This is a genomic window from Pseudomonas sp. LBUM1661 (assembly GCF_059695925.1).
Genome location: NZ_CP166794.1, coordinates 1100667 through 1121314 on the forward strand (window position 1 = coordinate 1100667; position 20648 = coordinate 1121314).

A 20648-nucleotide genomic window follows, 5' to 3' on the forward strand; every position below is an offset into this window, starting at 1 on the left:
AAGGCGCGGACTGATGGCTCGTGGAAAAGTGAAGCCAATAGCAAGAAAATGCAGATCTTGCGGCGCAACAAATGAAGCAGGTCCAAGAGGAATTAAAAGCAGTCTCTGCTATGGATGTAGAAAATCAAAGCATGAACCAAGAGGAACAACTGTGTCGAAGGGGGCCAAAGTCCGATTGGCGGTTGTACTCAGCGTTATTTCCTTAATTTTTTTAATGTTGGCCGGTTATGCAGTTTATTTTAAATACCTCGTGCTGCCTTATGGAAGTCGTGGGCAATCCAGGTTGTTGGAGTTCAAAGGTTTGGAAGTTTTCGTGCCAGCGCTGGCGCTGATTCTGCTATCGGTTAGTATGTTATCTGTCGTTGCAGTAAATCATTGCTCTAATGAAAATGTGTACAAGAAAATAATGAAAGTCAGTCTGTGTGCAGGCTTGTTTTTGTATTCAATAATTATTTTCGTTGGCAACGAATTGCACTATAAATTATTTAATTAAAATGGGCGCCATACGTGTGTTGGATGTCTGCTGATCTGATGCGATTGTTGTGGCGCGGTTACCCGATCTTGAGGTTGAAGACGACCATTGCAGTTGGGGGGTTACCCAGGGTGGCTCCCAGAATCCAAAGATCCCAGCAGCTTCATTCACTGGATATCTATCAAATAATGCTTGAGTGCGAGTAGCGGCGCATCGAGTTGCTCCATCGTCCGTGCAGCGCTGAAGTCTTCCGACAACCTATGCAATTCGCGGCCTAAGACTGTGTCCGCACCGCCGATAGCGCTCAGCGCCAACTTCAGGCATTCATCCACTTTACTGTGGATCGCCTCGACATCCCCCCGACGCACCAGCAACCCAAAAACCTCCCGTTCGTAATCACTCATCATCAGGTCATCCCGAAGAATTGGACTTGAATCTTCAGTCTCATAAGCGAGCTTGAGGCAGAACAGGGCGACGGTTTCCAGCAGCAGTTCCATGGGGTGAGTCCTTGGGAGGTATCGGGCCGGCCTAGTGTGCGAAGATCAAAAGATCGCTGGCAAGCCAGCTCCTACAGGACGGCGGTGGGGGGAGGGCACTTTTCTACAGACGAAAAAAAAGGCCTTGCAAAGCAAGACCTTTCTTAATTTTGGTGCCCCGAGGGAGACTCGAACTCCCACTTCTTGCGAAAACGGATTTTGAATCCGCCGCGTCTACCAATTCCGCCATCAGGGCTCAATGGCGGCGAAGTATAGAGATGAGATTACCGTCGGTCAATCAGGTACATAGAGAATTTTCACTATTTCGGCTAGACTTCCGGCCCCTGCTAGACGACACCCCATCATGCGCGTTGCTGACTTTACTTTCGAACTCCCTGATTCGCTGATCGCTCGCCACCCTTTGGCTGAGCGTCGCAACAGTCGCCTGTTGACCCTGGATGGGGTCAGCGGCGCCCTGGCACACCGTCAATTCACTGATCTGCTGGAGCATTTGCGCCCTGGCGATTTGATGGTGTTCAACAATACCCGGGTGATTCCGGCGCGGCTGTTTGGCCAGAAGGCTTCCGGCGGCAAGCTGGAAATCCTGGTGGAGCGGGTGCTCGACAGTCATCGCGTGCTGGCCCATGTGCGTTCCAGCAAGTCGCCCAAGCCCGGGTCGAAGATCCTGATCGACGGCGGTGGCGAGGCCGAGATGCTCGCGCGTCACGATGCGTTGTTCGAGCTGGGGTTCGCCGAAGAGGTGTTGCCGCTGCTCGATCGCGTCGGGCACATGCCGTTGCCGCCTTATATAGACCGCCCGGATGAAGGCTCGGACCGCGAGCGTTATCAGACGGTGTACGCCGAGCGCCTGGGTGCGGTGGCGGCGCCGACGGCGGGGCTGCATTTCGATCAGCCGCTGATGGAAGCGATTGCCGCCAAGGGCGTCGAAACGGCGTTCGTGACCTTGCATGTTGGCGCGGGCACATTCCAGCCGGTGCGGGTCGAGAAGCTCGAAGACCACCACATGCACAGCGAGTGGCTGGAAGTCAGTCAGGACGTGGTCGATGCCGTCGAAGCCTGTCGCGCTCGCGGTGGTCGCGTGGTGGCGGTGGGGACCACCAGCGTGCGTTCACTGGAAAGCGCCGCGCGCGATGGCGTGCTCAAGCCGTTCAGTGGCGACACCGATATCTTTATTTACCCGGGCCGGCCGTTTCATGTGGTCGATGCCCTGGTCACCAACTTCCATTTGCCCGAATCCACGCTGTTGATGCTGGTTTCGGCGTTCGCCGGTTATCCCGAAGCCATGGCTGCCTATAAAGCAGCGGTGGAGCATGGTTACCGCTTTTTCAGCTACGGTGATGCGATGTTTATCACCCGTAATCCTGCGCCGACTGCCCCTAAAGAATCGGGCCCTGAGGAAACTGTATGAGTCGTATGTCGTTTGAACTGCTGGCCACTGACGGCAAGGCTCGTCGCGGTCGTTTGACCTTCCCGCGCGGTACCGTCGAGACCCCGGCCTTCATGCCGGTGGGCACGTACGGCACGGTCAAGGGCATGTTGCCGCGGGATATCACCGCCACGGGTGCGGAAATCATTCTGGGCAACACCTTCCACTTGTGGCTGCGTCCTGGCACCGAAGTGATCAAGAAGCACGGCGACCTGCACGATTTCATGCAGTGGAAAGGCCCGATTCTTACAGACTCCGGCGGTTTCCAGGTGTTCAGCCTCGGCGCCATGCGCAAGATCAAGGAGGAGGGCGTGACTTTCGCCTCCCCGGTCGACGGCGCGAAAGTGTTCATGGGTCCGGAAGAGTCGATGCAGGTCCAGCGTGATCTGGGCTCTGACATCGTGATGATTTTCGACGAATGCACCCCGTACCCGGCCGACGAAGACGTCGCTCGCGTATCGATGGAGCTGTCGTTGCGCTGGGCTCAGCGTTCGAAAAACGCTCATGGCGATAACACGGCGGCGTTGTTCGGCATTGTGCAGGGCGGCATGCACCAGGACTTGCGCATGCGCTCCCTGGAAGGCCTCGACAAAATCGGCTTCGATGGCCTGGCCATCGGCGGTCTGTCGGTGGGCGAGCCCAAGCACGAGATGATCAAGGTGCTGGATTACCTGCCGGGTCTGATGCCTGCTGACAAACCTCGTTACCTTATGGGCGTTGGCAAACCGGAAGATCTGGTTGAGGGTGTGCGCCGCGGTGTGGACATGTTCGATTGCGTGATGCCAACCCGTAATGCCCGCAATGGGCATCTGTTCATTGATACAGGCGTGCTGAAGATCCGTAACGCGTTCCATCGCCATGATGATTCGCCGCTGGATCCGACCTGCGATTGCTACACCTGCCAGAACTTCTCCCGTGCTTATCTGCACCATCTGGACAAGTGTGGCGAAATGCTGGGTAGCATGTTGAATACCATCCACAATTTGCGCCATTACCAGGTGCTTATGGCTGGTTTGCGCGAGTCTATTCAACAGGGTACATTGGCGGCCTTTGTCGATGCCTTCTACGCCAAACGCGGGTTACCTGTTCCGCCTTTGGACTGAGTTTTCTGACCCCAAGATTCAACATTTGCAACTGGAGTGCTAAATGAGCTTTTTTATCTCTAATGCCATGGCTGACGCTGCTGCACCTGCTGCAGGCCCAATGGGCGGCGGCTTTGAGTGGATTTTCCTGGTCGGTTTCCTGGTCATCTTCTACCTGATGATCTGGCGTCCACAGGCCAAGCGCGCCAAAGAGCAGAAAAACCTGCTGAGCAGCCTGCAGAAAGGCGACGAAGTTGTGACCACCGGCGGTATCGCCGGCAAGATCACTAAAGTGGCCGACGATTTCGTTGTTCTGGAAGTTTCCGACACCGTCGAAATGAAATTCCAGAAAGGCGCCATCGCCGCCACGCTGCCAAAAGGCACGCTGAAAGCGATCTAAGTTTCAACTTCTACTCAATCGACGGGGCGCGCAAGGCGCCCCGCGTCATAAGCGGGCGGCGTGATGCTGAACAAATACCCTCTGTGGAAATACATTCTGATCCTGGCGGTGCTAGCGGTCGGTCTGATTTATTCCGCTCCCAATCTATATCCTGATGACCCGGCCATTCAGGTCAGCGGTGCAAGCACTTCGCTGCAGGTCACTCAGGCTGATCTGGACCGTGTGAGCGCAGCGCTCAAGGAATCCGGGATCAACGTCAAGGCGGCCACCCTGGCGGCGAACGGCAAGGGCGGTTTGATTCGTCTGACCAAGGCTGAAGACCAGCTGCCTGCCAAAGACGTCGTGCGCAAGGCATTGGGTGATGACTACGTCGTTGCACTGAACCTGGCACAAACCACCCCGCAATGGCTGCGCAGCCTGGCCGCGCACCCGATGAAGCTGGGCCTGGATTTGTCCGGTGGTGTGCACTTCCTGCTGGAAGTGGACATGGACAAAGCCCTCGACGCTCGCTTGAAAGTGTACGAAGGCGATGTGAAGAGCCTGTTGCGTAAAGAGAAACTGCGCTATCGCAGCCTGCCGCAACTCAACGGTGCCATTCAGCTGGGCTTCACTGATGAAGCAGCCCGCGAACAAGCCCGTGCGCTGATCCGCAAGAGCTTCAACGATTTCGACATTGTTCCGGCCGACCTCAATGGCCAACCGGTACTGCGTCTGGCGATGACCCCGGCCAAGCTGGCGGAAATCCGTGAATACTCCATCAAGCAGAACTTGACCACGGTACGTAACCGCGTCAACGAGCTGGGTGTTGCCGAACCGATCGTTCAGCGTCAGGGCGCCAACCGCATCGTGGTTGAGCTGCCGGGCGTGCAGGACACCGCCGAAGCCAAGCGTATCCTCGGCAAGACGGCCAACCTTGAATTCCGTCTGGCCGCTGAGCCGGGCGCTTCGAAAGCCACTTCCGAAACCTTCGAGTTCCGTGAAGGCAATCGTCCGCCAGCACAGATCGAGCGTGGCTTGATCATCACTGGCGATCAGGTGACTGATGCCAAGGCTGGCTTCGGCGAGCACGGCACGCCAGAAGTGAACATCCGTCTGGATGGCCACGGTGGCGAGCTGATGAGTCGTGCGACTCGCAGCAACGTCGGTCGCAGCATGGCAGTGATCTTTATCGAGCAGCGTCCGGTTACCTCTTACGTCAAGCAAGTGGTTAACGGCGTCGAGAAAGAAGTGCCGGTCCAGACGTTCAAGGAAGAGAAAAAGATCATCAGCCTGGCGACCATCCAGTCGCCGCTGGGTGCTCAGTTCCGTATCACTGGCCTGAACGGTCAGGGCGAGTCGTCCGAACTGGCGCTGTTGCTGCGTGCCGGTGGTCTGGCGGCACCGATGTACTTCGCTGAAGAGCGCACCATTGGTCCAAGCCTGGGTGCCGACAACATCATCAAAGGTATCGATGCATCGCTGTGGGGCATGCTGTTTGTCTCGCTGTTTATCATCGCCATCTACCGCTTCTTCGGCATCATCGCCACCGTCGCGCTGGCGGTGAACATGGTGCTGCTGCTGGCATTGATGTCGCTGCTGGGTGCAACGCTGACCCTGCCAGGTATCGCCGGTATCGTCTTGACGATGGGTATGGCCGTCGACGCCAACGTGCTGATCTTCTCGCGGATACGTGAAGAGATCGCGGCGGGCATGAGCGTACAACGGGCAATCAACGAAGGCTTCGGCCGGGCATTCACCGCGATTCTCGACGCCAACCTGACAACCTTGTTGGTCGGCGGGATTCTCTTTGCGATGGGCACAGGCCCGGTCAAAGGTTTCGCAGTGACCATGTCCCTCGGGATCTTTACCTCGATGTTCACGGCCATCATGGTGACCCGCGCGATGGTCAACCTGATCTTCGGCGGTCGTGACTTCAAGAAGTTGTGGATTTAAGGGGCTGCCATGTTACGTACAATCAACTTCATGGGCGTTCGCAACTTTGCGTTCGGCGTCACATTGTTCCTTACCGCACTGGCCTTGTTCAGTGTTGCCACCAAGGGCATGAACTGGGGCCTGGACTTCACCGGCGGTACGCTCATCGAGCTGACCTACGAGCGTCCGGCCGATGTCACCAAGGTGCGTGAGCAGCTGGTGACATCGGGTTATCACGAGGCCATCGTTCAGAGCTTCGGTGCGACTACCGATTTGCTGGTGCGTATGCCTGGTGAAGACCCGCAACTGGGTCATCAGGTAGCTGAAGCGCTGCTGAAGGTCGGCGGCGATAACCCGGCGACGGTCAAGCGCGTCGAGTTCGTCGGCCCGCAGGTCGGTGAAGAGCTGCGCGACCAGGGCGGCCTCGGCATGCTGATGGCGCTCGGCGGCATCCTGATCTACCTGGCTTTCCGCTTTCAGTGGAAGTTCGCGGTCGGTGCCATCGTTTCGTTGATCCACGACGTGATCGTGACCATCGGTATCCTGTCGTTCTTCCAGATCACCTTCGACCTGACGGTGTTGGCGGCGGTGCTGGCGATTATCGGTTACTCGCTCAACGACACCATCGTGGTATTCGACCGGGTTCGTGAGAACTTCCGCGTACTGCGCAAAGCGTCCTTGATCGACAACATCAACATCTCGACCACGCAAACCCTGCTGCGGACCATGGCGACGTCGATCTCCACGTTGCTGGCGATCGCAGCCTTGTTGTTCTTTGGTGGCGACAACCTGTTCGGCTTCTCGATTGCCCTGTTCATCGGTGTTCTGGCGGGTACCTACTCGTCGATCTACATCGCCAACGTCGTGCTGATCTGGCTGAACCTGAGCACTGAGGACCTGATTCCTACAGTGGCTACCGATAAGGAAGTCGACGACCGCCCATAACGGCTATCGTTTTTCCAGCTGTCGGCCGAAAAGGCGCGAGTATTGAACTCGCGCCTTTTTTTGTGCTCCAAGGCTGGGAGAAGCGCGGGCTTTGACCCGCATGTGATGGTCAGGAGGTTCATGTGAACAAGTCGTTGCTGGTTGGTGCGGTACTGGGTGCTGTCGGTGTGACTGCCGGGGGCGCTGTTGCCACCTACAGCCTGGTTAAAAGCGGCCCTGAGTATGCGCAAGTATTGGCCGTTGAACCGGTTAAAACACAGATCAAGACGCCACGTGAAGTCTGCAAGGACGTTGCAGTAACCCGGCAAGCGCCGGTCAAAGATCAACACCAGATCGCCGGTACGGTGGTCGGTGCGCTCGCTGGTGGTCTGCTGGGTAACCAGATCGGCGGCGGCACCGGCAAGAAAATTGCCACGGTTGCAGGCGCGGTCGGTGGTGGTTACGCCGGCAACAAGGTTCAGGAAGGCATGCAGGAGCGTGACACCTACACCACGACCCAGACTCGCTGTAACACCGTGAATGACATCAGCGACAAAGTTGTCGGTTACGACGTGCGTTATTCGCTGGATGGCAAGGAAGGCAAAGTGCGGATGGATCGCGATCCGGGCAACCAGATTCCGGTCGACAAGGAAGGTAAGCTGATCCTGTCGCAGAATGAGCCGTCTCAATAAGCCGCTGAACTACAGATTCAAAAGAAAGCACCCTGCGGGGTGCTTTTTTGTACCCAGGATTTTTGGCTCACCACTGATCCCCTGTGGGAGCGAGCCTGCTCGCGATAGCGGTGTGTCAGCCACCATCAATGTTGAATATGGCTCAGTCATCGCGAGCAGGCTCGCTCCCACATTTGGTTTGTGGTGTTTTTAGGGGTGAATTTCCAGGCATAAAAAAAGCACCCCGAAGGGTGCTTTTTTGTGGCTGAGCGCTTAGCGCTTCAGCGAGGCCGGCAGGTGCGGCTGGATGGCCGTCAGCACTGCCTTGAAGCACTTGGTGTTACCGGCAACGACGTGGCCTTTTTCAAGGAAGTCGTGACCGCCGGTGAAGTCGCTCACCAAACCGCCGGCTTCCTGGATCAGCAGGGCGCCTGCAGCCATGTCCCACTCGGACAGGCCCGACTCCCAGAAGGCGTCGAAACGGCCGGCAGCCACGTAAGCCAGGTCCAGGCTCGCCGAGCCAGCGCGGCGGATGCCGGCAGTCTGGCCAACCAGGGCGCGGAACATGCCCAGGTAGTTGTCGAGGTTGTCCATCTGGTCGTCACGGAACGGGAAGCCGGTACCCAGCAGGGCGCCGTCCAGGCTGGTGCGACCGCTGACGCGCAGGCGACGACCGTTCAGTTGCGCGCCGCGACCACGGCTGGCGGTGAATTCTTCCTGGCGAACCGGGTCCAGAACAACAGCGTGTTCCAGGCGACCGCGGTATTTGCAGGCGATGCTGACAGCGAAGTGAGGAATGCCGCGCAGGAAGTTGGTGGTGCCGTCCAGCGGATCGATGATCCACAGGTACTCTTCGCCTTCGATGCCACTGCCGGCGTGCATGCCGGTTTCTTCACCGAGGATCGAGTGGTTCGGGTAAGCCTTGCGCAGCGCGTCGATGATTTTTTGCTCAGCGGCGCGATCCACCTCGGATACGTAATCCTTGGCGTCTTTTTCGTCGACCTTGATGGTATCCAGGCGCTCGATGGAGCGGAAGATCAATTCACTGGCGCTGCGGGCGGCGCGCAGCGCGATATTCAGCATGGGCTGCATGGATGTGTCACCTAAGGTTGTTAAAGAAAGCCGGGCATTCTATCAGAAAGTTTCTACAGGAGAAGGTCGGTGTTCGCTTTCATAGCTTAACGGTAGGTTGAGCTGTAAGATTCTGCTCCCCATTAAAGTGTTCGAGAACGCCTCCCGTGCTGCAAAACATTCGTGTCGTCCTGGTCAATACCAGCCATCCCGGCAATATCGGCGGTGCTGCGCGTGCCATGAAGAACATGGGCCTGTCGCGGCTGGTGCTGGTCGAACCGCGTTTGTTCCCGCACCACGAAGCCGATGCGCGTGCGTCCGGCGCCGGGGACATCCTTGAAAACGCGCAAGTCGTCGCCACCTTGGAAGATGCCTTGGTCGGCTGCAATCTGGTGCTCGGCACCAGCGCTCGTGATCGCCGGATTCCCTGGCCGCTGCTTGACCCCCGTGAATGCGGTACGAAAGTGGTCGAGGAAGCTGCGCAGGGCGCCGAGATTGCCTTGGTGTTCGGTCGTGAAGATTCCGGTCTGACCAATGAAGAGCTGCAGCGATGTCATTATCACGTGCACATCCCATCAGACCCTGAGTTCAGTTCGCTGAACCTTGGGGCGGCGGTGCAGGTGTTGAGTTATGAAGTGCGCATGTCCTGGCTGGCGGCCCAAGGGCAGCCGAGCAAGGTCGAGAAGGAAGAAGTGGCCTCCGTCAAAAGCGCTGAGCTGGCGACCATGGATGAGCTGGAGCGATTCTATGAACACCTTGAGCAAACCCTGGTGGCCATCGAATTCCTCGACCCGGAAAAGCCGCGGCACTTAATGGCGCGCCTGCGTCGGTTGTACGGACGAAGCTCGGTCAGCCGGGCGGAAATGAATATATTGCGTGGCATCCTCACGGAAACCCAGAAAGCGGCCCGTGGCGAGCTTCTAAAGCGGAAGGATTAATGATGTTCGAGCGTTTGCGTGAAGATATCCAGAGTGTTTTCCATCGTGACCCGGCGGCGCGTAACGCTTTTGAAGTTCTGACTTGCTACCCCGGCATGCACGCCATCTGGATCCACCGCCTGTCGTCGGCCCTGTGGGGCATGGGCTGGAAGTGGCTGGCGCGGCTGGTGTCGAACTTCGGCCGCTGGTTGACCGGGATCGAGATCCATCCGGGGGCCAAGGTCGGTCGGCGCTTCTTTATTGACCATGGCATGGGCATCGTCATCGGTGAAACCGCCGAGATCGGCGACGACGTCACTATTTACCAGGGCGTGACCCTGGGCGGCACCAGTTGGAACAAGGGCAAGCGTCACCCGACCTTGGGTGACGGCGTAGTGGTCGGGGCGGGCGCGAAGGTGCTCGGTCCCTTCACTGTCGGTGCCGGTGCCAAGGTGGGTTCCAATGCTGTCGTGACCAAGGAAGTGCCTCCGGGGGCGACCGTGGTCGGGATTCCGGGGCGGATCATCGTCAAATCCGACGAAGAGCAGGATGCCAGGCGCAAGGCCATGGCCGAGAAGATCGGTTTTGATGCCTACGGCGTGACTGAAGACATGCCTGATCCGGTGGCTCGCGCCATCAACCAGTTGCTCGACCACCTGCAGGCGGTCGATGGGCGTCTGGAGGGGATGTGCGGAGCGTTGAAGGATCTGGGCAGTAATTACTGTGCGAAAGACCTGCCTGAGCTGCGCGAAGAAGACTTCGCCTGCGTGAAGGACAAGGATCAGAGCCAGGCTAGCTGAACCGAGTCAACTTCATCGCGAGCAGGCTCACTCCCACATTGGATCTTCAGCGGGCACGGATTTGTGTTCGACGAAGGTCGAGTGTGGGAGTGAGCCTGCTCGCGATGAACGATAGCTCGGTACTGCTGGCTGTTAGCGGCCAGCCTTTGCTATGATGCGCGCGCTCTTTTGCGGGTAATCCTGACTAAAGTACTAGGTCTTATAGTTGACTTAAATACTCGGGAATTGCATACTCGCCCCATTCCGAACTCCGTGGTAATTGTCCATGCGACTGACTACAAAAGGCCGATACGCCGTGACCGCCATGCTCGACCTGGCGTTGCACGCGCAGCACGGGCCGGTGTCCCTGGCCGATATCTCCGAGCGCCAAGGCATCTCCCTGTCCTACCTCGAACAGCTCTTCGCCAAATTGCGCCGCAGCAATCTGGTGTCCAGCGTCCGCGGTCCGGGCGGTGGCTACCAACTGTCCCGCGACATGCAGGGCATCCAGGTCGCCCAGGTGATCGATGCGGTAAACGAATCGGTCGATGCAACCAAATGCCAGGGCCAGGGTGATTGCCATCAAGGCGACACCTGTCTGACCCACCACTTGTGGTGCGATCTGAGCCTGCAGATTCACGAATTTCTGAGCGGTATCAGCTTGGCTGACCTTGTCACTCGCCGTGAGGTACAAGAAGTAGCCCAGCGTCAGGATCAGCGCCGTTGCAACAGCAAGGCGCCACGCCTGGACAAGATTGAAGCGTCCGCCGTCGAATGACAGCCGAAGAGCTAAGCGGTACGCCAGCCAGCCTGATTTAGGAGATAGTCCATGAAATTGCCGATTTACCTTGATTACTCTGCGACCACCCCGGTTGATCCGCGTGTCGCGCAAAAGATGAGTGAATGCCTGCTGGTCGACGGAAACTTCGGTAACCCGGCGTCCCGTTCCCACGTGTTCGGCTGGAAAGCTGAAGAGTCCGTCGAAAACGCCCGTCGTCAGGTCGCTGACCTGGTCAACGCCGACCCGCGTGAAATCGTCTGGACCTCCGGTGCCACCGAGTCCGACAACCTGGCAATCAAGGGTGCGGCGCATTTCTATGCCACCAAAGGCAAGCACCTGATCACCACCAAGATTGAGCACAAGGCTGTCCTCGACACCATGCGCCAACTGGAACGTGAAGGTTTCGAAGTGACTTACCTCGAGCCTCAGACGGATGGTCTGGTAACCCCGGCCATGATCGAAGCTGCCCTGCGTGATGACACCATCCTGGTGTCGGTCATGCACGTGAACAACGAAATCGGCACCATCAACGACATCGAAGCCATCGGCGAACTGACCCGTTCCAAGGGCATCCTGTTCCACGTTGACGCCGCTCAGTCCACCGGCAAGGTCGACATCGACCTGTCGAAGCTGAAAGTCGACATGATGTCGTTCTCTGCCCACAAAACCTACGGCCCTAAAGGCATCGGCGCACTGTACGTGAGCCGCAAGCCGCGTGTTCGCATCGAAGCGACCATGCACGGCGGCGGTCACGAACGTGGCATGCGTTCCGGTACCCTGGCGACCCACCAGATCGTCGGCATGGGCGAAGCCTTCCGTGTGGCCAAGGAAGACATGGCTGCCGAAAACGTGCGCATCAAAGCCTTGAGCGACCGCTTCTTCAAACAGGTCGAAGGCCTGGAAGAGCTGTACATCAACGGCAGCATGACCGCCCGCGTACCGCATAACCTGAACCTGAGCTTCAACTATGTCGAAGGCGAGTCGCTGATCATGGCGCTCAAGGACCTGGCGGTTTCGTCCGGTTCGGCCTGCACCTCGGCATCCCTTGAGCCTTCGTACGTACTGCGCGCCCTGGGCCGCAACGACGAACTGGCACACAGCTCGATTCGCTTCACCTTCGGCCGTTTCACTACCGAAGAAGAAATCGACTACGCCGCGCAGAAAGTCTGCGAGGCCGTTACCAAGCTGCGCACCTTGTCGCCGCTGTGGGATATGTACAAAGACGGTGTCGACATTTCGAAGATCGAGTGGGCGGCACACTGATTTCAAGTCGCCGCAAACCGGCCCTGTAAACCCAGGTTTCAGGGCTCAAGAGCGACTCTCTGATGAGTGAGGATTAAGAATCATGGCTTACAGCGAAAAGGTCATCGACCACTACGAAAACCCGCGCAACGTCGGCAAGATGGACGCGGAAGACCCTGATGTCGGCACCGGCATGGTTGGCGCTCCGGCGTGCGGCGACGTGATGCGCCTGCAGATCAAGGTCAACGAGCAAGGCATCATCGAAGACGCCAAGTTCAAGACCTATGGTTGCGGTTCGGCTATCGCCTCCAGCTCCCTGGCGACCGAGTGGATGAAAGGCAAGACTCTGGATGAAGCAGAGACCATCAAAAACACTCAGCTGGCTGAAGAACTGGCCTTGCCGCCAGTAAAAATTCACTGCTCCGTACTTGCTGAAGACGCTATCAAAGCGGCCGTTCGCGACTACAAGCAGAAGAAAGGCTTGATCTGACTTTCAAGATTTGGCGACGAGTAAGGAGTCACCGATGGCTATCAGCATGACAGAAGCGGCTGCTCAACACGTGCGACGCTCCCTCAACGGGCGCGGCAAAGGTGAAGGGATTCGTCTGGGTGTCCGCACCACAGGCTGTTCCGGCCTTGCCTACGTGCTGGAGTTTGTCGACGAGGTGGTTGCAGAGGATCAGGTGTTCGAAAGTCACGGCGAGAAAGTGATCATCGACCCGAAAAGCCTGGCCTACCTGGACGGCACCGAACTCGATTTCGTCAAGGAAGGGTTGAACGAAGGCTTCAAGTTCAACAACCCCAACGTGCGCGGTGAATGTGGCTGCGGCGAAAGCTTCAACATCTGAGGCTGCTCGTGGGTACTCCTTGTCATTTCGCTTTATTTGAGCTGAAACCGAGCTTCCGTCTGGATCTCGATCAGCTGGCCACGCGCTACCGTGAGTTGGCGCGCGGTGTTCATCCGGACCGCTTTGCAGACGCTTCCGAGCGCGAGCAGCGGCTGGCGCTAGAGCAATCCGCGAGCCTCAACGAGGCCTACCAGACGCTCAAAAGTCCCCCGAAGCGCGCGCGATACTTGCTCGCATTGGGCGGTGGCGAGCTGCCGCTGGAGGTCACGGTGCATGATCCGGAGTTTCTTCTGCAGCAGATGGAGCTGCGTGAAGAGCTCGAAGACCTGCAAGACAGTGCCGACCTGGCCGGTGTTGCAGTGTTCAAGCGTCGCCTGAAGAAGGCTCAGGATGAGCTGAACGAAAGCTTCGCAGCCTGTTGGGATGATGCAGCGCAACGTGAACAGGCCGAACGCCTGATGCGGCGCATGCAGTTCCTCGACAAGCTCACCTACGAAGTGCGCCAGTTAGAAGAGCGCCTCGACGATTAACCCAGTGCCGCTCCGGTCGCACGCCTGATATACAGATAAGTCCTGATAACGATGGCCCTACTGCAGATCGCCGAACCCGGCCAAAGTCCTCAACCGCACCAGCGTCGTCTGGCTGTGGGGATCGACTTGGGCACTACCAATTCGCTGGTCGCTGCGTTGCGCAGTGGTCTTTCCGAGCCTCTGGCCGACGCTGACGGGCAGGTCATCCTGCCGTCCGCCGTGCGCTATCACGCCGATCGCGTCGAAGTTGGCGAGTCGGCCAAGCTGGCGGCCGCCACCGATCCCTTGAACACCGTGCTGTCGGTCAAGCGCTTGATGGGTCGTGGTCTGTCCGACGTCAAGCAATTGGGCGATCAACTGCCGTACCGCTTTGTCGGCGGCGAGTCGCACATGCCGTTCATCGAAACGATTCAGGGCCCGAAAAGCCCGGTCGAAGTCTCCGCCGATATCCTCAAGGTGCTGCGTCAGCGCGCCGAAGCGACATTGGGCGGCGAGCTGGTGGGCGCGGTGATCACCGTTCCGGCCTATTTCGACGATGCTCAGCGTCAAGCCACCAAGGATGCGGCCAAACTGGCCGGTCTGAACGTGCTGCGTTTGCTCAACGAGCCAACCGCTGCCGCCGTGGCGTACGGTCTGGATCAACATGCTGAAGGCCTGGTTGCCATTTATGACCTGGGCGGCGGCACTTTCGATATTTCGATTCTGCGCCTGACCGGCGGTGTCTTCGAAGTGCTGGCGACCGGTGGCGACAGCGCCTTGGGCGGCGATGACTTTGACCACGCGATCGCTGGCTGGATCATCGAGAGCGCCGGTTTGTCGGCTGACCTCGATCCGGGTGCGCAACGTCATCTGCTGCAAACCGCTTGTGCGGCCAAAGAAGCCCTGACCCATGCTGCGGCTGTCGAGGTCGCTTATGGCGACTGGAAAGCCGAGCTGACCCGCGAAGCCTTTAATGCGCTGATCGAACCCATGGTTGCCCGCAGCCTGAAAGCCTGCCGCCGCGCTGTGCGTGATTCCGGTGTCGAACTGGAAGAAGTGCACGCCGTGGTCATGGTCGGCGGTTCGACTCGCGTTCCTCGCGTTCGCGAAGCGGTTGCCGAAGCCTTCGGTCGCGAACCCCTGACTGAAATCGATCCGGATCAAGTGGTGGCCATTGGTGCTGCGATCCAGGCCGATACGCTGGCTGGCAACAAGCGCGACGGCGGCGAACTGCTGTTGCTGGACGTGATTCCGTTGTCCCTGGGGCTGGAAACCATGGGCGGCCTGATGGAAAAGGTGATTCCACGCAACACCACCATCCCCGTCGCTCGCGCCCAGGACTTCACGACGTATAAAGATGGCCAGTCGGCCATGGCGATCCACGTATTGCAGGGTGAGCGCGAGCTGATCAGCGACTGCCGCTCCCTGGCGCGCTTCGAATTGCGCGGCATTCCAGCGATGGTCGCCGGTGCGGCGAAGATTCGCGTTACCTTCCAGGTCGATGCTGACGGCTTGCTTAGCGTTTCGGCCCGCGAACTGGGTTCGGGCGTCGAGGCCAGCATCCAGGTCAAGCCGTCCTACGGCCTGACCGACGGCGAAATCGCCAAGATGCTCAAGGATTCGTTCCAGCATGCCAACGACGACAAAGTCGCTCGTGTGCTGCGTGAGCAGCAGGTCGATGCCCAGCGCCTGCTCGAAGCGGTGCAAGGCGCCATCGATGCCGACGGCGAACGCTTGCTCGACGCCGAAGAGCGCATGGTCATCGACTTGCAGATGCAGGAACTGAGCGAACTGATGAAAGGTACCGATGGTTACGCCATCGAGCAGCAGACCAAGCGTCTGTCGCAAGTGACCGATGCCTTTGCTGCCCGCCGCCTGGACTCGACGGTGAAAGCCGCTCTGGCGGGGCGCAACCTGAATGAAATCGAGGATAACTGATGCCGCAGGTCATTTTTCTGCCACACGATAAGTTTTGCCCGGACGGCATGGTTGTGGAGGCCGAGCCCGGTACCTCCATTCTCGAACTGGCCCACGAGCACCATATCGAGATGGAAAGCGCCTGTGGCGGCGTGTGTGCCTGCACCACCTGTCACTGCATCATTCGTGAAGGCTTTGACTCGCTGGAAGAAGCCGACGAACTGGAAGAAGATTTTCTTGATCGGGCCTGGGGTCTGGAAGCGCAATCGCGTCTAGGCTGTCAGGCGATCGTCGGGACTGAAGACCTGACCGTCGAAATTCCGAAGTACTCGCTCAACCATGCCGCCGAAGCGCCGCACTGATTCAAGGGAACCGACATGAGTCTGAAATGGGTTGATGTGCTGGAAATCGCGATCCAGCTGGCTGAATCCAAGCCGGAAGTGGACCCGCGTTACGTGAACTTCGTCGATCTGCACAAGTGGGTGCTGGCATTGCCGGAGTTCAGCGATGATCCGACACGCGGTGGCGAGAAGGTGCTTGAAGCCATTCAGGCCGCCTGGATCGAAGAAGCAGACTGAGTCTGCACCGTACGCAGTTAGGCAATACCCAAGAACCCGCGTATAATTCGCGGGTTTAATTTTTCACAAATTACCGTTTCTGGAGTTACACCATGGCTGTTCAACGTACTTTCTCCATCATCAAGCCTGACGCTGTTGCAAAAAACGTTATCGGCGAGATCACCACTCGTTTCGAAAAAGCTGGCCTGCGCGTTGTAGCTTCGAAACTGAAGCAACTGTCCAAAGCTGAAGCTGAAGGCTTCTACGCTGAACACAGCGCTCGTGGTTTCTTCGGCGACCTGGTTGCTTTCATGATCTCCGGTCCGGTTGTCGTTCAGGTTCTGGAAGGCGAAAACGCTATCGCTCTGAACCGTGAGCTGATGGGCGCTACCAACCCTAAAGAAGCTGCTGCCGGCACCATCCGCGCTGACTTCGCTGATTCCATCGACGCCAACGCTGTACACGGTTCGGACTCCGAAGCCGCTGCTGCTCGCGAAATCTCGTACTTCTTCGCAGCTACTGAAGTAACCACTCGCTAAGCATTGGCTTAAGAGTGAAGGTGAATCCATGACTACATCGACTGTTAAAACTAACCTGCTGGGTCTGACTCAGCTGGAAATGGAAAAATTCTTCGACTCAATCGGGGAGAAGCGTTTCCGTGCCGGTCAGGTAATGAAATGGATTCACCACCTTGGCGTCGATGATTTCGACGCCATGACGAACGTCAGCAAGGCCCTGCGCGACAAGCTCAAGGCCATTGCCGAAGTTCGCGGCCCCGAAGTGGTCAGCGAGGACATCTCCACCGACGGCACCCGTAAGTGGGTGGTGCGCGTGGCGTCCGGCAGCTGCGTCGAGACCGTTTACATTCCCCAGGGCAAACGCGGCACTTTGTGCGTTTCGTCCCAGGCAGGCTGTGCCCTGGATTGCAGTTTCTGCTCCACCGGCAAGCAAGGTTTCAACAGCAACCTCACCGCCGCCGAAGTCATCGGCCAGGTGTGGATTGCCAATAAATCGTTCGGCAGCATCCCGGCGACCGCCGACCGTGCCATCACCAACGTGGTGATGATGGGCATGGGCGAGCCGCTGCTGAACTTCGACAACGTCGTGGCCGCCATGCATCTGATGATGGATGACCTGGGCTACGGGATTTCCAAGCGCCGCGTGACCCTGTCCACTTCGGGCGTGGTGCCGATGATCGATGAGCTGTCCAAGCACATCGACGTCTCCCTGGCGTTGTCGCTGCACGCACCGAATGACGCATTGCGTAACCAACTGGTGCCGATCAACAAGAAATACCCGCTTAAGATGCTGCTCGAGTCGTGCCAGCGCTACATGTCGTCCCTGGGCGAGAAGCGCGTGCTGACCATCGAGTACACCTTGCTCAAGGACATCAACGACAAGGTTGAACACGCGGTCGAGATGATCGAGTTGCTCAAGAACATCCCGTGCAAGATCAACCTGATCCCGTTCAACCCGTTCCCGCATTCCGGTTACGAGCGTCCGAGCAACAACGCGATTCGCCGTTTTCAGGATCAGCTTCACCATGCCGGCTTCAATGTCACCGTGCGCACCACCCGCGGTGAAGACATCGATGCCGCGTGTGGCCAATTGGTAGGGCAGGTGCTGGATCGCACCCGTCGCAGCGAACGTTATATCGCCGTGCGCGAGTTGAGCGCCGAAAACGATATCGCACAGAACGCTGCGAACAATAATTAAGAGAGGATCTCTATGTCCCTGCGCTTCGCGCTGCTGTTGCTGTGGGCCAGTCTCTGTACTGGTTGTGTCCTGTCGGGCGATTTCAACCCGATGAAGACCAGCAAGGGCCGCGATGAAGCGCGTGCCGCTTACGTGCAATTGGGGCTGGGGTACTTGCAGCAAGGCATGACGGAACGTGCCAAGGTTCCACTGAAGAAGGCGCTGGACCTGGATGAATCCGATCCGGACGCCAACGCGGCGTTGGGCCTGGTCTTCCAGGCCGAGATGGAGCCGGAGTTGGCAGACCAGCATTTTCGCAAGGCGCTGTCCTCCCGTCCTGCCGATGCGCGAATTCTCAACAACTACGGTAGTTTTCTCTACGAAGAAAAACGTTACAAAGAGGCTTACGAGCGCTTCGAACAGGCCGCCGCCGATACCCTGTATCCTGAGCGTTCGCGAGTGTTCGAAAACCTTGGCATGACCGCTTCGAAGCTTGGTCAGCGTGATCTGGCCCGGCAGCAACTGGAAAAAGCCCTGCGTCTGAATCGCCAACAGCCGCGTGCATTGCTCGAAATGGCTGAGTTGTCCTTCGAAGACAGGCATTATGTGCCCGCGCGTGACTATTACGATCGTTTTAGCCTGCTCACCGAGCAAAATGCACGTAGTCTATTGCTCGGCGTTCGGCTGGCAAAAGTGTTTGAAGATCGCGACAAGGCCGCCAGTTTTGGCCTGCAACTAAAACGACTCTATCCCGGTACGCCGGAATATCAGCAATACCTGTCGGAGCAATGATGAAAGCGGCGCATCCCGAAGTTGTAGCAGCGAATCGCGTTAATCCCGGTGAGACTTTACGCCAGGCCCGCGAAAGCAATGGCTGGTCGCTGGCCGAAGTGGCCCTCAAGCTCAACCTCACCGTCAATTCCCTGAGCAATCTGGAAGCCGGCGCTTTCGACAAGCTGCCTGGGCATACCTTTGCCCGCGGTTATATTCGCGCGTACGCCAAATTGCTTGGCATGGACCAGACCGTTCTGGTCCAGCAGTTCGACCAATCCACCGGCACCGACTCCCAAGGTAGCAACGTTCATAGCCTGGGTCGCATCGAAGAGCCGGTTCGGGTGTCCCACACTATTTTGCGAATTGTCAGCCTGTTGTTGCTGATCGCGGTGATTGGCGGTGGTTTTGTCTGGTGGCAGGATCAAACCTCATCACGCAGCAAAGACCCGATCAGCCTGAGCCCGGAACACGTTGAAGTCGAAGGCGCCGACGGCACCACCCAGATCCATCCGCTGGACGAGCCGGAAGACCAGGCTGTCGCGGAAGGTCAGGCTGAAGGCTCGACGTCACTGGCATTGCCACAAGCCGAGAACTCCACTGAAGCACCGGCCGAGGCTGAGGCCACCGCGCCTGCCGCTCCGATTGCAGCCGCTGCCCCGACGCACAGCACTGCCCCAGCGTCTGCTGCCCCGACGCACAGCGCGGCGCCAGTAGTTGCCACGCCAGCAACACCGGCGCCGGTAGCGCCACCAGCGTCTGTGACCGCTCCGGTTCCGACCATTCCCGCTCCAGCAGCGGCGCCGGTAGCCGGCCAAGGCCAGGTGCAGCTGCAATTCACGGCTGATTGCTGGACGCAAGTGACCGACGGCAGCGGCAAAGTGCTGTTGAGCGGTCTCAAGCGCAAAGGCGAAAACGTATCCGTCAGCGGCAAACCGCCGTTCTCCGTGCGTCTGGGCTTCGCCCGTGGCGCCCAGGTGAGCTACAACGGTCAGGTAGTCGATGTCGCTCCGTTCACCAGTGGCGAGACTGCTCGCCTGAAGTTGGGTCAATAAGTCATGCACGGCGAATCTCCAATCAAACGTCGCGAATCTCGCAAGATCTGGGTCGGTAACGTGCCTGTTGGCGGCGATGCGCCTATCGCTGTGCAGAGCATGACCAACAGCGACACCAATGACGTGGCCGCTACCGTGGCCCAGATCAACCGTCTGGAAGCCGCTGGCGTCGATATCGTGCGGATTTCCGTGCCGGACATGGACGCCGCCGAAGCCTTCGGCAAGATCAAGCAACTGGTCAAGGTGCCGTTGGTTGCCGACATCCACTTCGACTACAAGATTGCACTGCGTGTAGCCGAACTGGGCGTCGACTGCCTGCGGATCAACCCGGGCAACATCGGACGTGAAGATCGCGTGCGCGCGGTCGTCGATGCCGCCCGTGATCGCGGGATCCCGATCCGCATCGGCGTCAACGCCGGTTCCCTGGAAAAAGACCTGCAAAAGAAATACGGCGAGCCGACCCCGGCCGCGCTGGTCGAGTCTGCCTTGCGTCACGTCGAGCACCTTGAACGCCTGAACTTCCAGGACTTCAAGGTCAGCGTGAAAGCCTCCGACGTGTTCATGGCCGTCGCCGCTTACCGCTTGCTGGCCAAGGAAATCGTCCAGCCGCTGCACTTGGGCATCACCGAAGCCGGTGGTTTGCGTTCAGGCACAGTGAAATCCGCCGTAGGCCTCGGTATGCTGCTCGCCGAAGGGATTGGCGATACTATTCGCATCTCGTTGGCGGCCGACCCGGTCGAGGAAGTGAAAGTCGGCTACGACATTCTCAAATCCCTGCACCTGCGTTCCCGTGGCATCAACTTCATCGCCTGCCCGAGCTGCTCGCGTCAGAACTTCGATGTGGTCAAAACCATGAACGAACTGGAAGGGCGCCTCGAAGACCTGCTGGTGCCGCTGGATGTCGCGGTCATCGGTTGCGTGGTCAACGGGCCGGGCGAAGCCAAGGAAGCCCATATCGGCTTGACCGGCGGCACGCCAAACCTGATTTACATCGACGGCAAGCCGTCGCAGAAATTGACGAATGACAATCTGGTGGATGAGCTTGAACGCTTGATCCGCCAGAAAGCGGCCGAAAAGGTCGAAGCCGACGCGGCAGTAATCGCCCGCGGCTGATCGAACGAAT

General features: G+C 58.4%; 24 protein-coding genes and 1 tRNA gene. 22 read left to right on the top strand and 3 right to left on the bottom strand.

The window, feature by feature from the left end; translation table 11 throughout:
- The first annotated feature begins 13 nt into the window (after positions 1 to 13).
- Positions 14 to 493, top strand: a complete 480-nt coding sequence (locus tag ACA057_RS05000) for a hypothetical protein (RefSeq protein WP_497346415.1) — start codon at positions 14 to 16, stop codon at positions 491 to 493.
- Between the two features lie 146 nt (positions 494 to 639).
- Here the strand turns inward: ACA057_RS05000 and ACA057_RS05005 are convergent, their stop codons facing one another.
- Positions 640 to 969 carry a hypothetical protein gene (locus tag ACA057_RS05005; RefSeq protein WP_497346417.1) on the bottom strand — a complete coding sequence of 110 codons (330 nt, stop codon included), beginning with the start codon at positions 967 to 969 and terminating at the stop codon, positions 640 to 642.
- Positions 970 to 1119: 150 nt separating this feature from the next.
- A tRNA-Leu gene (locus ACA057_RS05010) sits at positions 1120 to 1204 on the bottom strand.
- Positions 1205 to 1312: 108 nt separating this feature from the next.
- Between ACA057_RS05010 and queA the strand changes: the two genes are divergently transcribed.
- The 6 genes from queA to ACA057_RS05040 all read left to right on the top strand — a co-directional run bounded on the left by queA (position 1313) and on the right by ACA057_RS05040 (position 7404).
- Complete coding sequence (gene queA, locus ACA057_RS05015; RefSeq protein ID WP_497346419.1) at positions 1313 to 2377, top strand: tRNA preQ1(34) S-adenosylmethionine ribosyltransferase-isomerase QueA; 1065 nt, start codon at positions 1313 to 1315, stop codon at positions 2375 to 2377.
- 5 nt (positions 2378 to 2382) lie between these two features.
- Positions 2383 to 3498 carry a tRNA guanosine(34) transglycosylase Tgt gene (gene tgt / locus ACA057_RS05020; protein ID WP_185076698.1) on the top strand — a complete coding sequence of 372 codons (1116 nt, stop codon included), beginning with the start codon at positions 2383 to 2385 and terminating at the stop codon, positions 3496 to 3498.
- 43 nt (positions 3499 to 3541) lie between these two features.
- The gene (gene yajC / locus ACA057_RS05025; RefSeq protein WP_007982729.1) at positions 3542 to 3877 is read left to right on the top strand and encodes a preprotein translocase subunit YajC; all 336 of its coding nucleotides are present in this window, start codon (positions 3542 to 3544) and stop codon (positions 3875 to 3877) included.
- A gap of 63 nt (positions 3878 to 3940) precedes the next feature.
- Positions 3941 to 5809, top strand: a complete 1869-nt coding sequence (secD, locus tag ACA057_RS05030) for a protein translocase subunit SecD (protein WP_497346421.1) — start codon at positions 3941 to 3943, stop codon at positions 5807 to 5809.
- Between the two features lie 9 nt (positions 5810 to 5818).
- Positions 5819 to 6733: a protein translocase subunit SecF gene (secF, locus tag ACA057_RS05035; RefSeq protein ID WP_497346423.1), complete on the top strand. Its 915-nt coding sequence runs from the start codon at positions 5819 to 5821 to the stop codon at positions 6731 to 6733.
- Between the two features lie 122 nt (positions 6734 to 6855).
- Positions 6856 to 7404, top strand: coding sequence for a glycine zipper 2TM domain-containing protein (locus ACA057_RS05040; protein ID WP_462007375.1), 549 nt, complete (start codon positions 6856 to 6858; stop codon positions 7402 to 7404).
- Positions 7405 to 7656: 252 nt separating this feature from the next.
- Here ACA057_RS05040 and suhB read toward each other — a convergent pair whose 3' ends face one another.
- Positions 7657 to 8475, bottom strand: coding sequence for a type III secretion system regulator SuhB (gene suhB, locus ACA057_RS05045; protein ID WP_008057724.1), 819 nt, complete (start codon positions 8473 to 8475; stop codon positions 7657 to 7659).
- A 146-nt stretch (positions 8476 to 8621) separates the two neighbouring features.
- Between suhB and trmJ the strand changes: the two genes are divergently transcribed.
- The 15 genes from trmJ (at position 8622) to ispG (ending at position 20638) form a co-directional block, all read left to right on the top strand.
- Entirely contained in the window at positions 8622 to 9392 is a 771-nt protein-coding gene (trmJ, locus tag ACA057_RS05050) for a tRNA (cytosine(32)/uridine(32)-2'-O)-methyltransferase TrmJ (protein WP_059403378.1), read from the top strand.
- 2 nt (positions 9393 to 9394) lie between these two features.
- On the top strand, positions 9395 to 10171 hold the full coding sequence (gene cysE / locus ACA057_RS05055; RefSeq protein WP_497346426.1) for a serine O-acetyltransferase: 777 nt from the start codon (positions 9395 to 9397) through the stop codon (positions 10169 to 10171).
- Positions 10172 to 10436: 265 nt separating this feature from the next.
- The gene (gene iscR, locus ACA057_RS05060) at positions 10437 to 10928 is read left to right on the top strand and encodes a Fe-S cluster assembly transcriptional regulator IscR (protein ID WP_007903581.1); all 492 of its coding nucleotides are present in this window, start codon (positions 10437 to 10439) and stop codon (positions 10926 to 10928) included.
- Positions 10929 to 10979: 51 nt separating this feature from the next.
- A complete protein-coding gene (locus ACA057_RS05065; protein ID WP_401356469.1) occupies positions 10980 to 12194 on the top strand; it encodes an IscS subfamily cysteine desulfurase in 1215 nt (404 codons plus the stop codon).
- Positions 12195 to 12276: 82 nt separating this feature from the next.
- Complete coding sequence (iscU, locus tag ACA057_RS05070; protein ID WP_003443374.1) at positions 12277 to 12663, top strand: Fe-S cluster assembly scaffold IscU; 387 nt, start codon at positions 12277 to 12279, stop codon at positions 12661 to 12663.
- A gap of 34 nt (positions 12664 to 12697) precedes the next feature.
- The gene (gene iscA, locus ACA057_RS05075; RefSeq protein ID WP_007903589.1) at positions 12698 to 13021 is read left to right on the top strand and encodes an iron-sulfur cluster assembly protein IscA; all 324 of its coding nucleotides are present in this window, start codon (positions 12698 to 12700) and stop codon (positions 13019 to 13021) included.
- Between the two features lie 8 nt (positions 13022 to 13029).
- Positions 13030 to 13551: a co-chaperone HscB gene (gene hscB, locus ACA057_RS05080; protein ID WP_059403381.1), complete on the top strand. Its 522-nt coding sequence runs from the start codon at positions 13030 to 13032 to the stop codon at positions 13549 to 13551.
- A 51-nt stretch (positions 13552 to 13602) separates the two neighbouring features.
- On the top strand, positions 13603 to 15468 hold the full coding sequence (gene hscA, locus ACA057_RS05085) for a Fe-S protein assembly chaperone HscA (RefSeq protein ID WP_497346429.1): 1866 nt from the start codon (positions 13603 to 13605) through the stop codon (positions 15466 to 15468).
- Positions 15468 to 15809 (top strand): ISC system 2Fe-2S type ferredoxin, encoded by a 342-nt coding sequence (fdx, locus tag ACA057_RS05090; RefSeq protein WP_059403383.1) that lies wholly within the window; start codon positions 15468 to 15470, stop codon positions 15807 to 15809. The genes hscA and fdx overlap by 1 nt, the downstream gene beginning before the upstream one ends.
- Positions 15810 to 15824: 15 nt before the next feature.
- Positions 15825 to 16025: a Fe-S cluster assembly protein IscX gene (gene iscX, locus ACA057_RS05095; protein WP_017340315.1), complete on the top strand. Its 201-nt coding sequence runs from the start codon at positions 15825 to 15827 to the stop codon at positions 16023 to 16025.
- 92 nt (positions 16026 to 16117) lie between these two features.
- Positions 16118 to 16543 (top strand): nucleoside-diphosphate kinase, encoded by a 426-nt coding sequence (gene ndk, locus ACA057_RS05100; protein WP_007916882.1) that lies wholly within the window; start codon positions 16118 to 16120, stop codon positions 16541 to 16543.
- 28 nt (positions 16544 to 16571) lie between these two features.
- On the top strand, positions 16572 to 17720 hold the full coding sequence (rlmN, locus tag ACA057_RS05105; protein WP_059403385.1) for a dual-specificity RNA methyltransferase RlmN: 1149 nt from the start codon (positions 16572 to 16574) through the stop codon (positions 17718 to 17720).
- Positions 17721 to 17732: 12 nt separating this feature from the next.
- Complete coding sequence (gene pilW, locus ACA057_RS05110) at positions 17733 to 18491, top strand: type IV pilus biogenesis/stability protein PilW (RefSeq protein WP_401356478.1); 759 nt, start codon at positions 17733 to 17735, stop codon at positions 18489 to 18491.
- On the top strand, positions 18491 to 19525 hold the full coding sequence (locus ACA057_RS05115) for a RodZ domain-containing protein (RefSeq protein ID WP_497346431.1): 1035 nt from the start codon (positions 18491 to 18493) through the stop codon (positions 19523 to 19525). The genes pilW and ACA057_RS05115 overlap by 1 nt, the downstream gene beginning before the upstream one ends.
- Before the next feature lie 3 nt (positions 19526 to 19528).
- Positions 19529 to 20638, top strand: a complete 1110-nt coding sequence (ispG, locus tag ACA057_RS05120) for a flavodoxin-dependent (E)-4-hydroxy-3-methylbut-2-enyl-diphosphate synthase (protein WP_010457850.1) — start codon at positions 19529 to 19531, stop codon at positions 20636 to 20638.
- Positions 20639 to 20648 lie beyond the last annotated feature (10 nt).